Source organism: Solibacillus sp. FSL H8-0523 (assembly GCF_038051985.1).
Lineage (GTDB): Bacteria > Bacillota > Bacilli > Bacillales_A > Planococcaceae > Solibacillus.
In genome coordinates, this window is sequence record NZ_CP150291.1 from 3,587,382 (window position 1) to 3,602,499 (window position 15,118).

Here is a 15,118-nt window from a genome sequence, read left to right on the forward strand (position 1 = left end):
TATTTAAAGGACGTGTAAAACTTGAGTGATGTAAAAATGGAAGTCGGGCAAAAGTTCCCGTTAACGATAAAACGCCTTGGGATTAATGGTGAAGGTGTAGGATTTTATAAACGTAATGTCGTATTCGTAAAAGGTGCGATTCCTGGAGAAGAAGTAACCGTTAAATTAACGAAAGTTTCACCAAAATTCGCAGAAGCAGAAATTCTAACGATTCGTAAAGCAAGTGAATTCCGCCAAGAAGCACCTTGCTCGGTCTACGCAGAATGTGGCGGCTGCCAATTACAGCATATGACGTACGAAGCACAGCTGATCAATAAGCGTGATATTGTTGTACAAGCATTTGAAAAGTTCGCGAAAGAAATCGGTGAAACAACAGAAATACGCCCTACACTTGGTATGGAAGACCCTTGGAACTATCGTAACAAATCACAATTCCAAGTACGTAAAGATGGTAAACGCGTGTATGCAGGTCTGTTTAGTGAAGGCTCACATCAGCTACTAAACATTAATGACTGCTTAGTACAACAACCGTTAACAACGAAAATTACCGTTGCCGTACGTAAGATTTTACAAAAATTAAATATTACAATTTATGACGGTAAATCATTAAACGGTTTAGTGCGTACAATCGTTGTTCGTACTGGTTTAAAAACGGGTGAAACACAAGTTTGTTTAGTAACAACGCGTAACGAATTACCACATAAAGCTGAATTAATCGAACGTATTAAAAAGATTGATCCATCAATCGTGTCAATTACACAAAACATCAACCGTGAAAAAACATCTCTTGTTTTTGGTGAAGAAACGATTTTATTAGATGGTCATGAAGCCATTCTTGAAAAATTAGGGGAATATGCGTTTGAATTATCAACACGTGCCTTCTTCCAGCTGAACCCTGAACAAACAGTGCATTTATATAATGAAATTAAAAAGGCTGCTGCGCTTACAGGTAAAGAAAATGTTGTCGATGCGTATTGTGGCGTTGGGACAATTGGTATGTGGCTTGCAGATGGTGCACGTGAAGTGCGCGGTATGGATAATGTTGATGAAGCCATTGCAGACGCGAAATTTAATGCACGTAATAATCCAAATTTACAGCACGTACGCTTCTTCCCTGGTTCAGCGGATAAATGGTTATTCCGTTGGTCAAAAGAAGGCTATCGTCCAGATGTTATTTCTGTCGACCCACCACGTACAGGTTTAGACCCAGGCTTCATCAAAACGGTACTAAACATTAAACCAAAGCGTGTTGTCTACACATCTTGTAACCCTTCAACATTAGCACGTGATTTAAAAGAATTATCAAAAGCCTATAACGTTGAATACATTCAACCTGTAGATATGTTCCCGCAAACTGCGCAAGTGGAATGTGTTGTGAAATTAACACTAAAAAAATAACGACTTGTTTATAGGAAGCATTCACTTCAATTCGAGCACTTTCGCTCATTTGAAGTGAATGCTTTTTTTAAAATTAAAAAGTCGAGAATAATTTTTAAAATTATTGATAGGATTTATATGGAAGAGCCGTATTACTATTTAGGTACCTAAGTAACTCAAAAAGGAGGGATACATTGAAGATATCCGATGAAAACGTTGTACAACAAATACAACTTAAAAACGAAGAAGCACTGAATTACCTCGTTATAAAGTTTGGTGGCTTACTCAACGGAATTATTAGGAAGTATATTAATAGCCATAATCAAGATATCGAAGAATGCTTTGCAGATGTGTTAGTTTCTATTTGGTTTAATATCGATTCATTTGACGCTTCTAAAAATGAATTCAAACAATGGATAGCTGCTATTGCAAAATATCGTGCCATTGATTATTTGAGAAAACTTGACCAGATAAAGCAACATACTACTACGACTGAAATAACTGACCGTCTCCTAAATCAGCCCGTTAGTAGTAATCATTCAGAGGATATATCCATTTTACTGAACAAATTAAACGATACCGAAAGAGCTCTATTTAACAAATATTATTTAGAGGGTATCTCTACCAACGAACTCGCAAATGACTTACAAGTAAAACCTTCATGGATTCACAATAAATTGTCTAGAGGAAGAAAAAAATTAAAAAACATTCTATTAAAGGGTGAGGTGTAAGTAAGATGTCTATTTTTAAAGATTTGAATCATATCAAGTTAGATGTGAAGGCGTACGAAGAAATTCCTCTTTCAGAAGTTGAACAAAAGCGACTTATTATACGTACACACAAAAAAATAAAGTCTACTAAGGCCAAAACTTTTAAGAGAAAAAAACGTTTTATTGCAGCTTTTGCGAGTATTAGTGCCATCTCATTGATTACTTTAAATATTGCATTTCCAACCTTCGCAGAAAAACTACCAACTCTCACTAATATTTTTGAATTTTTCACGGATAATGAACGCAATATTTTTGATAATTTCAGTGAACATGCAACCTCTATAGGGTTAACACAAGAAAACAGTGGCATTAGCATTACCGTTACAGATGCAGTTTATGATAAAGAAAATATTACAATTGCCTATAAGATTAAAAGTGAACAGGATTTAGGCGAACGGCCTGTATTATTAGGTGATATCATTGTTGATGAATTTGGGAATCAATACGAGCATTCTGGTTATTCCAAAAATTACCTTGTTAAGAAAATAGGAAATTATGAATATGCCGTACTATACGTATATGAATTAATTTCGGGTTCAAAGCCAGAAACAATCCATATTTCATGGCAAGGCGATAATGTACGAAATTTGAATAATGTAAGTCAATTAGTGGATGGTCAGTGGGATTTCGAATTTTCTCTACAAGCACTTGAAAATAGTGTTATAAATTTTACATCTCACAACATACATTCGCTTGATCCTGGTATTAAAATATCGCTCGTTGAAATGACACACTCTCCTATTTCAACAACGATTCAACTCGCCGAAAAAGTAGATGAGCGTCTCATCTCTCAAGAACAAGAAGAACTAAGGCTCGTTTTAATAGAATATTTAGTGTCTGATGATTTAGGAAATAACTACAACATTATTCATTATCGTGATACTGGGCATAGTACAGATTTTAATCCAAATCATATTAGCGCACCTCGAATCACAACGAATCTAATAAATAACGATGCCTCATTCATTACCATTACACCTATTGTAAATGTTTATAAGGTATCAAATAGTCAAGGGCATCTTGAACAAATAGTAAAACCATATGAAATCGAACCAATTCTTGTGCCGCTAAATAAATAACGTTCATTTTAAGCTGTCTGCTATGTATATAAAGTAGACAGCTTTTTTCTACTAGTCCAAGTTCTAGAAAAATTACATATTTGTTCGCATTACACAGTTATGTGAATATACCGAAGACGTCTTCTTTTTCAAGTGTTCCGTAAATAATACACCAAATAGATATAATAAAAATTAACATTATATCCATAAAATCCTTAACCTATAAGCTTTATAATGAAGGTAATACTACGATCCGTAGTAATACGAAATATGGAGTGATGATCATGAAAGCAGCACGTTGGTATAAGGCGAAGGATATTCGCGTAGAACAAATTGAAGAACCTCAAGTTACAGCAGGTCGCGTAAAAATTCAAGTTGCATGGACAGGAATTTGCGGTAGTGACCTTCATGAATATGTAGCAGGTCCGATTTTCGTTCCAGTAGATGCACCACATGCAGTAAGTAAAGAAGTTGCACCAGTTGTAATGGGTCATGAATTTTCTGGTACAGTCATTGAGATTGGTGAAGGTGTCACAAACGTCCAAGTTGGCGATCAAGTTGTTGTTGAACCGATTTTAGCATGTGGGGAATGTGCAGCATGTAAAAAAGGTAAATATAATATTTGTAAGCACTTAGGCTTCCACGGGTTATCCGGTGGCGGCGGTGGTTTCTCTGAATTCACAGTTGTGGATGAGCGTTGGGTACACAAAATGCCTGAAGGATTATCATTAGAGCAAGGTGCTTTAGTTGAGCCTGCAGCAGTAGCCTTACACTCCGTTCGTATGAGTAAATTAAAAGCGGGCGATAAAGCGGTCGTATTTGGTGTAGGTCCAATCGGTTTACTTGTTATCGAAGCATTAAAAGTAGCAGGTGCTTCTGAAATTTATGCGGTAGAATTATCGAAAGAGCGCGGGGCAAAAGCATTAGAACTTGGTGCTACTGCTGTCATTAACCCTGCTGAAGAAGCAGACGTTGTTGCAAAAATTCAAGAGCTAACAAATGGTGGTGCGGACGTTGCCTTTGAAGTAACAGGTGTTCCGGTTGTGTTAAAGCAAGCAATCGACTCGACTTCATTTGAAGGGGAAACAATTATCGTGTCGATTTGGGAGAAAGAAGCTTCAATTCAACCAAACAACATCGTATTATCAGAGCGTAGTGTAAAAGGAATTATTGCCTACCGCGATATTTTCCCAGCAGTTATGCACTTAATGACACAAGGCTACTTCCCAGCAGACAAGTTAGTGACGAAACGCATCACGCTAGATGAAGTCGTAACAGAAGGCTTTGAAACATTAGTAAATGACAAAGACCAAATCAAAATTTTAGTCGCGTCGAAATAAGTAACAAAAGCTGATGAATGGAAAAAATTCCATTCATCGGCTTTTTCATCTCCATTTCCTTACTATTTCATGTAAAATAGAGGGAGCTAGGAGGTATAAATATGAAAAACTTTCTTTTTGTAGTAGTAATATTCGCCATTTCTTACTTCGGAATTTCATGGCTGGGTAAGGTCATTTTCCCAAGCAACGATGAAGCTTCTGCTACATCCGCGAGCTCTTTGCAAGCCGCCGTTACGTTTGGTGGCGTGAACTATTTAAATGTCTTTATGTACATAATTTTAGCGTGTATCGTAACCGCAATTGTTTACTTTACAGCAAAAAGCAAGGATTTGTCCGAGAAGTAATTCTGGGACAAATCCTTGCGCCGAGGATGGTGAATTTATTCTGACCACCGCAGAAGCACCGCACTCAAGCGGATTCTTAATACATGTTATAGCCACTGACCTGATATTTTTACTTTTCGGAAAGAACGACTGCTTTTTTTGATTTCCCGAAGATAATGACAATGAGCGCAACGACAACTAACATCGACCCTACTAACAATAAAAATCCGTCATTTGGGAAGAACTCTAAATAAAGTCCGCCTAAAAACGGCCCACTCAAGCTTCCTAAGCTAAAGAAAATCCCGCACAGTAAATTTCCTGTTGGTAACAGTTCTTTTGGCGTTAAATCCGCCATATAGGTAATACCAAGCGAGAACATCGAACCAACACACATCCCGCCGACAAAGAATACCGCTGCTACGAGCATTTGCGAATATTCAACAAAATTACCGATTAAAAATACTGCACCACCTATAGATAGCCCCGTAATAATGACTTTGCGTCTTCCGATTTTATCTCCTAGCATCCCGAGTGGGAACTGCATGAAAATCGCACCAACTGAAAAACCCGCAAGCATAATCGACACAAACGTTAATTCGAAGTCTTTACGTAGCGCATAGACCGGAAATAGCGCATTTAGTGAGGACTCTAAAAATCCATAAACAAACGGAGGTAAAAATGCGACCCACCCATATTTTACTGCTAATTTATAGCGCGTTAAGCCCTTTTGGTTCGCATCGCCAGCTAAGGCTGCTGGTTTTTCGTTCTTCACGAAAAATACGAGTGACCACGCCACTAAACATAGTGCCGATGACACGATAAACGGCAACGTCTCTGAGATTTTTACAAGTGGCACGAATAACGGACCCACTGCAAAGCCTAAGCCAAATGAAATGCCGTAAATCGACATGCTTCTTCCTAATTTATGCGTCGGGGTTGTTGACGTAATCCATGTTTGCGTTGAGAAATGCAGGGCATGATCCCCGATCCCGATGAGCATACGTAAAACAAACCAAAACAGCACACTTTTCCATAATGGAAATAAAAATAATGAAACAAAAACGAGTGCCCCACCAAAAACAATAATGGGCTTATACCCATATTTACGTAGCGGCTGCTCGATAAATGGCGAAATTAATAAAGTACCTATGTAAAGGCCCGTTGCATTGAGTCCATTAAGTGTTGATGAAACCCCGTCCCCCTCAAAAATCACGGAAATGAGCGGTAGTAACATTCCCTGCGAAAAGCCTGAAATGGATACGATAATGACTAAAATGATAAACCGACGTTGTTCGTAACTCATAATATGTTCTCCTTTTATTTATACGTCTCACATCGTATCACAGCTTTTTATCCGTTGGGGAAACTTTTACAAACATAAAAACCCTAGCTAACTTTATCTCTAAAAGTTAACTAGGGCTTCAATTTTCACTTAATTCCATTTTTACTTTGCATAAACAATCTTTACCGGCAGATTTGCCGAAAAACGTTTAAACTTCCTCCTTTTCATATGGGTTTGCCAATACATATTTTTTTCGACCATCTCCCTCGTATTTAGGTATGACCTTACTTTATCATAACAATTTAATTAACGCAATATTCTAAATACAAAGAATTTTAAATTAATTAATAAGTGCTATACAATTTCCTATTATTTTAAGACTTCTTAATAAAATCCAATTGCATTTCCCTTAAGTTGTCCATTAACTTTTAGAATGGAACGTAGTATAATGTTGTTAAGCAAACACAAAAGGAGCATTACGCACATGAATCCAATTACAAACAAAGAACAACAAGTAACGTATTTAAAAGAACGTTTAGAAATCTTCCTTGAGGTGTTAGATGCTATCGATCCAGAAACAACCGAGTTAGAAGATATCGATCGCTTAATTCAAATGATGGACGATTTAGAACAAAAAATGGACCAATTCCAAACGCGCGAAGAACAATAATATTTCAAAGCAATGCTCCAGTTGGGCATTGCTTTTTTCATTATCTAACATAAATATGCTTTATAAATGGAATTTTTAATAATTTCATTTTCTATTATTGTAAGCGCTCTTTTTTTTCTAGTTTAAAAGAGTTATAATATGGGATGGATTTTAAAACAAAACTATTTTTCTGGGGGGAAAAATCAGATGACATACTTAGAAACTTTAGAGAAAAGTCTTTATTCTTTAATAACTGAAACATCTACGAACTTACCAAAAGACGTTCGTCGTGCAATTAAAGCAGCAAAAGCATCTGAAAACGCGGGTACTCGTGCAGCCATGACATTAGACACGATTACTACAAACATCGTAATGGCGGAAGACAACGTATCTCCAATTTGTCAAGATACTGGTTTACCAACATTTAAAGTATATACTCCGATTGGTGTAAACCAAATCGAAATTAAAAAAGCTATCCAAACTGCGATTGCTGCAGCTACTGGTGATGCAAAATTACGTCCAAACTCAGTTGACTCATTAACGGGTAAAAACTCGGGTACAAACATCGGCGCTGGTCTTCCAGTTGTGAAGTTTGAACAATGGGAAAACGACTACATCACAATTAAGTTAATTCTTAAAGGTGGCGGCTGTGAAAACAAAAACATTCAATACTCACTTCCTGCAGAATTAGAAGGTTTAGGCCGCGCTGGTCGTGACTTAGACGGTATTCGTAAGTGTATTTTACACTCTGTATGGCAAGCACAAGGTCAAGGCTGTTCAGCTGGTTTCATCGGTGTTGGTATCGGTGGAGACCGCTCTTCTGGTTATGATCTTGCAAAAGAACAATTATTCCGTCACGTTGAAGATACAAACCCAATCGAAGACTTAGCAAAATTAGAAGATTACGTTGTAAAAACAGCGAACACATTCGGTGTTGGTACAATGGGCTTCGGCGGTGAAGCAACACTTTTAGGCTGTAAAATTGGCGTAATGGACCGCTTACCTGCATCATTCTTCGTATCTGTAGCTTACAACTGTTGGGCTTACCGTCGTATGGCAATCGATATCGATCCAGCGACTGGTGAAATCACAAACTGGCACTACCAAGATGGCGAAAAAATCACGTTCAAAGACGAAGAAAAAGAAGAAGCTTCTTCTAATAACAAAGTAGTTGAACTAGTTGCACCAATTTCTGAAGAACAAATTCGTTCATTAAACGTTGGTGACGTAGTAAAAATTTCTGGTCGTATGTACACTGGCCGTGACGCAATCCACCACCATTTAATCGGTGAAGGCGTTGAAGCACCAGTAGACTTAGACGGTCAAATTATTTACCACTGTGGCCCAGTAATGGCGAAAGACGAAGCAGGCAACTGGGTTGTTAAAGCTGCTGGTCCAACAACTTCAATTCGTGAGGAGCCATACCAAGGCGACATCATGAAAAAATTCGGTATCCGTGCAGTTATGGGTAAAGGCGGCATGGGTCCAAAAACATTAAAAGCACTTGGCGAGCACGGCGGCGTTTACTTAAACGCAATCGGTGGTGCGGCTCAGTACTACGCAGACTGCATCAAATCAGTTGACGGCGTAGACTTAATTGATTTCGGTATTCCGGAAGCAATGTGGCACTTATCAGTTCAAGACTTTACAGCAGTTGTAACAATGGACTCTCACGGGAACTCATTACACGCTGATGTAGAAAAATCTTCATTAGAAAAATTATCATTACACGCTGAGCGCGTATATTAATTTAAAAAGTGCTAAAGCGCCCGTTCAGCGCCGATAGACATTGGAGAGCCCAACGCAAAAGTAAACGATCCACCACTTTTGCAGGAGGGTTCGAAATGTCCGAGGGGCTGGCGCTTTAGCCTAGACAAGAAATAGCAAAACGACTCGTCCCTTTATTGGAATGAGTCGTTTTTTAGTTGGTACATCACCGTAACAGGGGTTGCTTTTCTAATAAAGTTTTACTGGATTGATTGGCGTGCTACGGCAACGTGATACGTGTCTTTATCACTGCCTTTATTGCCGTTTGCGAGGCACGCCAATCTCAAAATTTTTCCCTCGTTATAAAGTGAAGGAAAAAAAACCTCAATTAAGCCGCTTGCGCTAGCGCGAGGCGACGAATGGTGAAAAATTGATTCTTTCTTTATTGAATATGCTTAAATCAATACTTTGCTGATTGAAAAGTCATTTATCGAAAGAGTTCTTTTTTATTAGCGTTGATTATAAATAGCGCTATTTTAAAAAGAAATACTTTGCTTCACAATTTTTTACAGAAGCTTACCTAATGCCAAAATAGAGTGGCGCGGAGCGAAGGCGGCAGACTCCTGCGGGAACAGCACGAGCGGAAAATCCATTTTTTGTGCCGCCGTTAGAGGCACAAAAAATTAGTTGGAGCCGTGCCCAGCGTCCGCCGTAGCGCAGTAGAACGGACTCAATTAGAAGAGATTATTGTATTTTTATCCTCATCCTTAATTTATGTTGATTAACTCAAATTACGGTAATAGGCCATGAATTCCCTTATCGTACATGCTATACTGAAAAAAAGTAATTTAGTGGAGGGGAACTATGTTTTTTGTAAAGCTACTCATTAACCTACTATTTATTGGCACACAAATTCACGTTAGTACAAAATATAAGTGGAAACGTAGTCTTGCCATCGCGCTATTATTTACGATTTATACAATCATCATGTTCCCTCACGTAAAATTCCACTTTTTCTATCTTTATCTTTGTTTATTTTTATGGGCATTTTTTGTTGCTGCATTTTTTCAGCGCGACAGACTCTATCAATCTAAAAAAAGTCGTACAGAACCTCAATGATTCTGTACGACTTTTCATTTTTTAAACTAGCGGTGCTTTATCCGCTGGTTGATTGTATACTTCTGTATCTAATTCACCTGTTGCACGGCCTGATACGATTCCAGAAACCATTGAGCCACTTACGTTAAGTGCTGTACGACCCATGTCGATTAATGGTTCTACTGAAATTAAAATACCCGCTAAGGCAATCGGTAAGTCCATTGCCGATAATACGATGATTGCTGCAAATGTCGCACCACCACCAACACCTGCTACACCGAATGAGCTAATTGCTACGATTAAAATTAATGTCGCGATAAAGCCTGGTGATAATGGATTAATGCCCACTGTTGGTGCAATCATCACAGCTAGCATAGCTGGGTAAACACCCGCACAGCCGTTTTGTCCGATTGATAAACCAAATGAGCCAGCGAAGTTCGCAATCCCATCTGGAACACCAAAGCGTTTTGTTTGTGTTTGGATATTAAGCGGTAATGCACCTGCACTTGAACGAGATGTAAAGGCAAATAATAATACTTCCGCTGATTTTTTTACATATTGCACTGGGCTTAAACCAGTTAATGCAACGATAATTAAATGAATGATGAACATCACAATAAGCGCTGCATAAGAAGCTACTACAAACTTACCTAAGTCCATAATCGCCCCTAAGTCACTCGTTGCTACTGTACGTGCCATAATTGCTGCTACCCCGTACGGAGTTAAACGTAAAATGATACGTACAACACCCATAATTAAACCGTATAAAGCGTCGATGCCTTTTTTCACGTTGTCTGCTGTCTCTTCTTCTTTACGACGAAGTGTTAAATAACTAAAGCCTAAGAATGCTGCAAAAATTACAACACCAATTGTCGATGTCGCTCGTGCGCCTGTTAAATCTGAGAATGGGTTCGCTGGGAACATCGATAAAATTTGATCTGGCAGCGTTGTTACCTCAGCAGATTTCTCTACCATTGATTCGCCGCGCGCGATTTCAGCGTCCCCTTGCATAATTTGGTTTGCATCTAAATCAAAAACAACGGTTGCCGCAATCCCAATACCAGCTGCTACTGCTGTAGTACCGATTAAGATTGATAAAATAATTGCTGCTGATTTACCAAAGTTTTTACCAATCGTTACTTTCGTAAATGCTGCTAAAATCGAAATGAAAACTAAAGGCATTGAAATCATTTGTAATAATTTCACGTAACCTGTACCTACGATATTGTACCAAGGTACTGTCTCCGTAATCGCATCTGACCCTACACCGTAAGCAAGTTGTAAGCCAATACCAAGTAAAACCCCTAAACCTAAAGCAATAAATACACGATTTGAAAATTTAACATGCTTTGTTTTTAGGAAATATAAAAATGCAATGACAAGTAGTAGCACTGCAACGTTAAGTAAAACGAATAAGTTCACTGTCTATTCCTCCATACTAATTAAATGTACTTCTAATCTTACTTTATAATCCCTATAAGTCAAGTATGATTTAATATTTTCTTATATTATTAGCAGTTTTCATCTAACTATTGCAAATTAGTAAGCTCTTTTTCTAAACAATTTCAAAAAATAAAGAAGTGAAATCAAGTCAGTGTAATGAATTCTATTATTGTTTTTTATTTACAAACTAAGCAACTTAGATTATAATAATTCTAAATAAGAAATAATTATAATCTAATTGAAATTAATTATCAGTTGCCCTAACAATGATATTCATTATCAAGGAGGTACACCCATGAATTCTAATCGAGAAAACTTATCATTAAATGAGAAAATAAGCGAACATAAAGAATTAATCGCCGCGCTTGTTGCTGGCGTAATCATTTTAATTGCATGGCGTATGGAATCGACTGGCCAGATGACCGCAGCAATCATGGCGTATTTATCCGCCTTTGTGATTGGTGGATACGCAAAAGCAAAAGAAGGCATTGAGGATACGTTAGAAAACAAATCCTTAAATGTAGAAATGCTCATGATTTTAGCTGCAATCGGTTCAGCGATTATTGGTTACTGGACAGAAGGCGCCATCCTTATCTTTATATTTGCACTAAGTGGTGCACTTGAAACCTATGCGATGAATAAAAGTCACCGTGAGATTTCTTCCCTAATGGAATTACAGCCTGAAGAAGCGTGGTTAGTGCGTGGTGGCTTTGAACCAATTAAAGTGTCCGTAAATGAATTAAACGTAAACGATCATATTTTAGTAAAGCCTGGTGAGCGCATCCCTGCTGACGGTGCGATTTTCAAAGGAACATCAACAATCGATGAAGCAGCAATTACAGGCGAATCAATGCCCGTTTCAAAAAATATTGGGGATGATGTTTTTGCTGGAACGGTCAATTTAAATGGTGTTTTAACAATCAACGTCACAAAGCAAAGTTCGGATACATTATTCCAAAAAATTATTACCCTTGTGCAATCTGCGCAAAGTGAAAAATCACCTTCACAGCAATTTATCGAACGCTTTGAAGGCGCTTATGTAAAAGGTGTATTACTTGCAGTCGCGTTAATGATGGTAGTACCCCACTATTTACTAGACTGGGACTGGACAACAACGTTTTACCGCGCCATGGTACTATTAGTAGTTGCTTCCCCGTGTGCCTTAGTTGCATCAATTATGCCAGCAACCCTTTCAGCGATTTCAAATGGGGCTAGAAACGGGATTTTAGTAAAAGGCGGCGTGCATTTAGAGCACCTAAGCGTATTACGCGTATTAGCAGTTGATAAAACAGGAACCTTAACACAAGGAACACCTGCAGTCACAGACTTTATCGTTCGTGATGACTTAAACGAAGAACATACATTAGCCATGATGGCGGGAATCGAAGCACAATCCAATCACCCACTCGCTCGCGCCATTACAAACTATGCAAAAGAGCAGCAAGTCGTTATTCCACATGGTCTTGAAATTGAGGATATTCCTGGTTTTGGGTTAAAGGCCATAGTTGAAGGTCACAAGTATGCAATCGGAAAGCCAGACTTTGTCGGGAAAGAACTCGCAATAAATTTTAAAAATGGTGCATTGCAAACATTAGCCGAAGAAGGTAAAACGGTAGTGTTCTTAAAAGATGAACATGGAATCGCCGCACTCGTTGCACTAAAAGATGTCGTACGTGAAGAAGCAAAACAAGCAGTTGCTTCTTTAAAAGAACTTGGCATCGATGTCATAATGCTAACAGGCGACAACGAAACAACTGCAAAAGCAATTGCACAAGAAGCAGGCGTGACAAGCTATGTTGCGGAATGCTTGCCTGAAACGAAAGTAGAGCATATTAAACAATATAAAAAGGACTATGAACACGTGGGGATGGTCGGTGACGGCATTAATGACGCCCCAGCTCTTGCAACAGCTTCTGTTGGGATTGCAATGGGTGGCGGAACAGACGTGGCACTTGAAACAGCAGACGTTGTATTAATGAAAAACGACTTATCAAAAATCGCCTATGCCGTTAAGCTATCACGTAAAATGCAGCGAATTGTAAAGCAAAATGTGATCTTTTCATTAGCTGTTATTACGCTACTCATTATCTCAAACTTTTTCCAAGCGATTAGCCTCCCATTTGGTGTGATTGGCCATGAGGGTAGTACAATTATAGTTATTTTAAACGGCTTACGCATGTTGAGTAAAAAGATTTAATCAAAAAAGTGGCTTTGATTGAAATTCAATCAAAGCCACTTTTTTAAAATACGGGAGATTTTGCGTTTTCTTTGCTTTTTTTCGCCAATTGACGCCTTTGTGATGAGGCATTCAACAGCCCACCAAATATTAAAATCATCCCCGTAAAATACAACCAAAGCATTAAAATAATGACGCCACCAATACTACCGTATGTCGCACTATAATTCCCAAAATTATTAATATAAAACGAGAACCCATACGTTAACGCAAGCCAGCCAAGTGTCGCAAAAAGTGCACCTGGGAATACACTAATAATCGTTAAACGCGGGTCGGTATTTGGCACGATCCAATACATCACTATTAACACTAAAACAATTAATGCTGGTGGTGTAATCCAGCGAATAAACGTCCAAATCGTTTCAAACGATTCGGCCACCCCAAAATAACCGAAGATTAAGTTACCGATTTGTTGACCGAATACGGGTAATACAAGTGCAATTAAAATAACCGCCACTAATGAAACCGTAAAAACAAGGGACCATAAACGATTTAGAAAGCCCGCTTTCCCATCGACATCATAGGCACGATTTAATGCCTTCATCAATGCGTCTACACCCTTAGAGGCTGACCAAATCGTCCCAATTACCCCGATTGACAGTAACCCGCCATTTTGACTGCTTAAAACTTGCGTTAAGGTACCTTCAATTAAGCTATATACCTCGTCTGGCATAATATCACTTAAAAAATCAAATACTTGTCCTTGCTCTAAATTTAAATACGGTAAGAGCGTGACCATAAAAATGAGCATTGGAAAAAAGGATAGTAAGAAAAAGTAGGCTAATTGTGCGCCCATTCCTGACATATCCACTGTTTTTGTACGAAGAATTAAATCCTGGAAAAACCCCTTCGTTGTGAGTATGTTAATTTGCGATGCTTCTGGTGCTACCAATGATTTTATGAGTGCCAGCTTTTCACTTTGTTGAATTTTGTTTTTCATCTAGCCACCACCTTCATGGTTTTCAGCTTATTTGATCATCTTTTTTTGAAAAGGCACTGATTGTTTCTGATACCATACTTTGAATTGTCGCTGGCATTTGTTGCATATCACTTTGCATTAAGGCTTGTACATTGTTGTTTACCGTGCCGTATAGTGACTGCGCTTGGGTTACTTTTGATTCGACTAAAGCGACTAGTTCATCATTATTTTCTGCATAGTAGGCGACCGTGTCCTTTGCCTTTTTAGCTGTTTCGACAGTGTGATCACGCGTTTGCTTGTCTAACATACTGATTGCTGCGCCAACTAAAGCACCTATTGCGATGAACGGTAATAATTTACTCTTCATATGAAATCTCCCCTTTGTATATAATTTGTACATTCCCTTAAAAAATTCCTGTAAAACTTGTTTAATTCATTTTAACGAATGTTCGCCATTTTTAAAAGTATTCACTCAACTTTAACTTCTTTCCGCTCCTGTCCAAACATTGGCTGAAAGAAGTTAAAGCCTCCGGCGGATGAAAGGCGTTCTTTGTACGAGCACAAAGCCAAATCCGGACGTAATTATGCCGAGGTATAATTGAATGGTTGACAACAAGCACGCCTCATGGAATGATAAATTTGTATACTTTGAAAGGTAGGGCACTTAACTATGGATTTATCCAACCCATCATTAGAAAATATCACGTACATGATCGAACAAATTAAAGACAAACTTCGTATGGCAAATGCTGACGCGATGCAAGCAGACGTATTTGATGAAAACCAATACGAAGACCTACAATATTTATATGAAATGGTTATGAAACGTACTTCATTCAGTCCAAGCGAAATGAACGCGATTGCTGCTGAATTAGGTTCACTACGTAAGTAATCAGAACAAAAGCTCGTCGAGAAA

Annotated in this window: 14 protein-coding genes; 10 read left to right on the forward strand and 4 right to left on the reverse strand. The window is 38.3% G+C overall.

What is annotated here, in order from left to right; all coding sequences use genetic code 11:
* Positions 1 to 36 precede the first annotated feature (36 nt).
* The 5 genes from rlmD (at position 37) to NSQ62_RS18045 (ending at position 4,889) form a co-directional block, all read left to right on the forward strand.
* Positions 37 to 1,398, forward strand: coding sequence for a 23S rRNA (uracil(1939)-C(5))-methyltransferase RlmD (rlmD, locus tag NSQ62_RS18025; protein WP_341323974.1), 1,362 nt, complete (start codon positions 37 to 39; stop codon positions 1,396 to 1,398).
* Between the two features lie 173 nt (positions 1,399 to 1,571).
* Positions 1,572 to 2,108, forward strand: a complete 537-nt coding sequence (locus NSQ62_RS18030) for a sigma-70 family RNA polymerase sigma factor (RefSeq protein WP_341321444.1) — start codon at positions 1,572 to 1,574, stop codon at positions 2,106 to 2,108.
* Between the two features lie 5 nt (positions 2,109 to 2,113).
* On the forward strand, positions 2,114 to 3,226 hold the full coding sequence (locus NSQ62_RS18035) for a DUF4179 domain-containing protein (RefSeq protein WP_341321445.1): 1,113 nt from the start codon (positions 2,114 to 2,116) through the stop codon (positions 3,224 to 3,226).
* A gap of 263 nt (positions 3,227 to 3,489) precedes the next feature.
* Positions 3,490 to 4,545: a 2,3-butanediol dehydrogenase gene (locus NSQ62_RS18040; protein WP_341321446.1), complete on the forward strand. Its 1,056-nt coding sequence runs from the start codon at positions 3,490 to 3,492 to the stop codon at positions 4,543 to 4,545.
* 101 nt (positions 4,546 to 4,646) lie between these two features.
* Positions 4,647 to 4,889, forward strand: a complete 243-nt coding sequence (locus NSQ62_RS18045) for a carboxypeptidase (RefSeq protein WP_341321447.1) — start codon at positions 4,647 to 4,649, stop codon at positions 4,887 to 4,889.
* Positions 4,890 to 4,998: 109 nt separating this feature from the next.
* On the opposite strand, the gene NSQ62_RS18050 is transcribed toward NSQ62_RS18045, so the two are convergent.
* Complete coding sequence (locus tag NSQ62_RS18050; RefSeq protein WP_341321448.1) at positions 4,999 to 6,171, reverse strand: MFS transporter; 1,173 nt, start codon at positions 6,169 to 6,171, stop codon at positions 4,999 to 5,001.
* Positions 6,172 to 6,634: 463 nt separating this feature from the next.
* Between NSQ62_RS18050 and NSQ62_RS18055 the strand changes: the two genes are divergently transcribed.
* The 3 genes from NSQ62_RS18055 to NSQ62_RS18065 all read left to right on the forward strand — a co-directional run bounded on the left by NSQ62_RS18055 (position 6,635) and on the right by NSQ62_RS18065 (position 9,625).
* Positions 6,635 to 6,820 (forward strand): SE1561 family protein, encoded by a 186-nt coding sequence (locus NSQ62_RS18055; RefSeq protein WP_341321449.1) that lies wholly within the window; start codon positions 6,635 to 6,637, stop codon positions 6,818 to 6,820.
* A gap of 186 nt (positions 6,821 to 7,006) precedes the next feature.
* A complete protein-coding gene (locus NSQ62_RS18060) occupies positions 7,007 to 8,548 on the forward strand; it encodes a fumarate hydratase (protein WP_341321450.1) in 1,542 nt (513 codons plus the stop codon).
* Between the two features lie 822 nt (positions 8,549 to 9,370).
* Positions 9,371 to 9,625, forward strand: a complete 255-nt coding sequence (locus NSQ62_RS18065) for a hypothetical protein (protein WP_341321451.1) — start codon at positions 9,371 to 9,373, stop codon at positions 9,623 to 9,625.
* 21 nt (positions 9,626 to 9,646) lie between these two features.
* On the opposite strand, the gene NSQ62_RS18070 is transcribed toward NSQ62_RS18065, so the two are convergent.
* Positions 9,647 to 11,026: a cation:dicarboxylase symporter family transporter gene (locus tag NSQ62_RS18070; RefSeq protein ID WP_341321452.1), complete on the reverse strand. Its 1,380-nt coding sequence runs from the start codon at positions 11,024 to 11,026 to the stop codon at positions 9,647 to 9,649.
* 316 nt (positions 11,027 to 11,342) lie between these two features.
* Between NSQ62_RS18070 and NSQ62_RS18075 the strand changes: the two genes are divergently transcribed.
* Positions 11,343 to 13,244 (forward strand): heavy metal translocating P-type ATPase, encoded by a 1,902-nt coding sequence (locus NSQ62_RS18075; protein WP_341321453.1) that lies wholly within the window; start codon positions 11,343 to 11,345, stop codon positions 13,242 to 13,244.
* A gap of 43 nt (positions 13,245 to 13,287) precedes the next feature.
* Here NSQ62_RS18075 and NSQ62_RS18080 read toward each other — a convergent pair whose 3' ends face one another.
* On the reverse strand, positions 13,288 to 14,223 hold the full coding sequence (locus tag NSQ62_RS18080; protein WP_341321454.1) for a YihY/virulence factor BrkB family protein: 936 nt from the start codon (positions 14,221 to 14,223) through the stop codon (positions 13,288 to 13,290).
* Positions 14,224 to 14,245: 22 nt separating this feature from the next.
* A complete protein-coding gene (locus tag NSQ62_RS18085; RefSeq protein ID WP_341321455.1) occupies positions 14,246 to 14,569 on the reverse strand; it encodes a YtxH domain-containing protein in 324 nt (107 codons plus the stop codon).
* Positions 14,570 to 14,872: 303 nt separating this feature from the next.
* On the opposite strand from NSQ62_RS18085, the gene NSQ62_RS18090 reads away from it, so the two are divergent.
* Positions 14,873 to 15,094, forward strand: a complete 222-nt coding sequence (locus tag NSQ62_RS18090; protein ID WP_341321456.1) for a DUF1128 domain-containing protein — start codon at positions 14,873 to 14,875, stop codon at positions 15,092 to 15,094.
* Positions 15,095 to 15,118 lie beyond the last annotated feature (24 nt).